Origin of the sequence: Zavarzinella formosa DSM 19928 (assembly GCF_000255705.1) — a bacterium.
GTDB classification, from domain to species: domain Bacteria; phylum Planctomycetota; class Planctomycetia; order Gemmatales; family Gemmataceae; genus Zavarzinella; species Zavarzinella formosa.
In genome coordinates this window covers 20,646-22,838 of the sequence record NZ_JH636443.1, presented here as the reverse complement: position 1 = coordinate 22,838, position 2,193 = coordinate 20,646, and the positions used below count along the sequence as shown (strand labels likewise).

The following is a 2,193-nucleotide window of genomic DNA, read 5'->3' as shown; positions in this document are numbered from 1 at the left end:
CGCCGCGATCACGACGCTCGGCCAGAGCGCCAGCAAGACCTTCTCCAGCGTGAACACCGGCATCACCGGCACCGGCGGGACGTGAGCCTGAATGTCGCCGGCATGCGACGAAAAAGCGACGTGATCATTTCCGGTGGTTCCGCGAGACGGCCCGCCGGTTTCTCAAACCAACCATCTAAGAATCGGCCCGTCAGCAACAGGATTGTTGGACGGCCAACACACCGGGAGTTCCCATGCGTCAGTTGACCAAGAAGTTCGTTTCGTTCATGAAGAAGGAAGACGGCCCGACGGCTGTTGAGTACGCCGTGATGCTGGCTTTGATCGTGGTGGTGTGCATCGCCGCGATCACGACGCTCGGCCAGAGCGCCAGCAAGACCTTCTCCAGCGTGAACACCGGCATCACCGGCACCGGCGGGACGTGAGCCTGGGTCTGAAAAGTACCGAGAAATCGCAACAAAAGCCCGGAACACCCCGGCACGCAGAGTATTGGGGTGTTCCGGGCTTTTGTGCGTTGTTGATAAATGCCAGTGATGCTGGCCCTGATTGTGGTGATGTGCATCGTCGCGATCACGACGCTCGGCCAAAGCGCCGACAAAGCTTTTTCCACTGTTGGCGACAAAGCCGCGTCCAGTTGATTCATTTCACGACATTATTTATCTGAAGTGATTTCGCAGCCCCCGGATTCTTCGGGGGCTGTTTTCGTTTGGAATGACACCGGAGTCATTCCGCGAAAAACTCGACGGCGTTGCGGAAGAGTTGTAGACCGTCGCCTTCCTTTTTCAGTCCCTCGCGAGTCCAGCGGGGATGTTGCGTCGGCAGGATGTGCCGCTCCGGGTGCGGCATCAAGCCCATGACTCGGCCCGAAGCGTCGCACACCCCGGCGATGTCTCCTTGGGAGCCGTTGGGATTATCCGGAAACCCGTTCGGCGCCCCGCCGCCGGGGCTGGCGTAACGAAGTACCACCTGCCCGGCTTGCTCCAAACCCTTCAAAATCCACTCTTTGCGACAAACGAAGTTGCCCTCGCCGTGGGCGATCGGCAAATACATCTGGTTGATCCCCTTGAGAAAGGGGGATTTGTTGCCGGGGACGGTCGCCAAGTGAATCCAACGGTCCTCAAACTTCCCTTGGGTGTTGTGGGCGAGCGTGACCATTGGCCCCTCCTCATCAGAAGGCAGAAGCAGCCCCGCCTTCAAAATCGCCTGGAACCCGTTGCAGACGCCGAGGATTAACTTCTCCCTGTCACGGAACTTGCGGAGTTCGTCCGAGAGAAAGGCCGTGAGTTGGTTGGCGAGAATCTTCCCGGCCGCCACGTCGTCCCCAAAGCTAAAGCCGCCGGGGATCATGAGTATCTGGTATTGGTGGAGCAGGGCGGGATTCTCACGAAGCCGATTGATGTGAATCCGTTTGGCGACCGCCCCGGCCTGTTCAAAGGCGAATTGGGCTTCCATGTCGCAGTTGGCTCCGGGAGCCCGCAGGATGAGCACGCTTGGCGTCGCCATGAAAAAAAATCCTTGCGGAGAACGAGGTATTTTCTTGACACGATACGATGATCGCACCATGATGTCTTTGTACGGTGCGGTACGATCCTTTGCCAGTATTTCGCAAGGACTTCCGTTGATCGAGTAAGCGACCAGACCGCTGCATTCGAACCTATCCAGCCCCAGCACCCCACGCTCTCCCGTGGGGGTCCCAGAAGCTTTTCCCAAAAAATCCATCTCATTTGCTTGACACTAGAGCCTCGTCGGTTAAGATATCCGCATCACCCAACCGGTGAGATTGAAAAGTCAGACGATGGAAACAGGAGTTAAAAGCCCTGTGGAAGTGGTTTGGTGTTCCAGTCGATCTTTGACAACCTGAAGATTAATGAGACCTTTTCGTGAGGTGGGTAAGATGATTGCCGCTTGGGCAATCGACTCACTTCAGACGAAACCGGTTGCTCGGGAAACCGGGTGGCCGGACGCAATGAATTTGAGTTTGATTCTTGAGCGGCCCAAACTGCTTCTTGTTAAATACCGGGTCGCAAGACCTGTTTATGAAACACACTGTGAAGGGTTTGATCCTGGCTCAGAACGAACGTTGGCGGCATGGATTAGGCATGCAAGTCGAACGAATGCCAGTAGCAATACTGGCGGAAGTGGCGAAAGGGGCAGTAATGCATGGGTACCTACCCGGTGGTTGAGGATAGCCGGCCT

2 protein-coding genes are annotated in these 2,193 nt (G+C 56.5%); one reads left to right on the top strand and one right to left on the bottom strand.

Annotated elements, in window-relative coordinates:
* Positions 1-233: 233 nt before the first annotated feature.
* The gene (locus BGIM_RS0125290; RefSeq protein ID WP_020472498.1) at positions 234-422 is read left to right on the top strand and encodes a Flp family type IVb pilin; all 189 of its coding nucleotides are present in this window, start codon (positions 234-236) and stop codon (positions 420-422) included.
* A 298-nt stretch (positions 423-720) separates the two neighbouring features.
* Here the strand turns inward: BGIM_RS0125290 and BGIM_RS0125280 are convergent, their stop codons facing one another.
* Positions 721-1,500 carry a phosphoribosylformylglycinamidine synthase subunit PurQ gene (locus BGIM_RS0125280; protein ID WP_020472496.1) on the bottom strand — a complete coding sequence of 260 codons (780 nt, stop codon included), beginning with the start codon at positions 1,498-1,500 and terminating at the stop codon, positions 721-723.
* Positions 1,501-2,193: the final 693 nt, after the last annotated feature.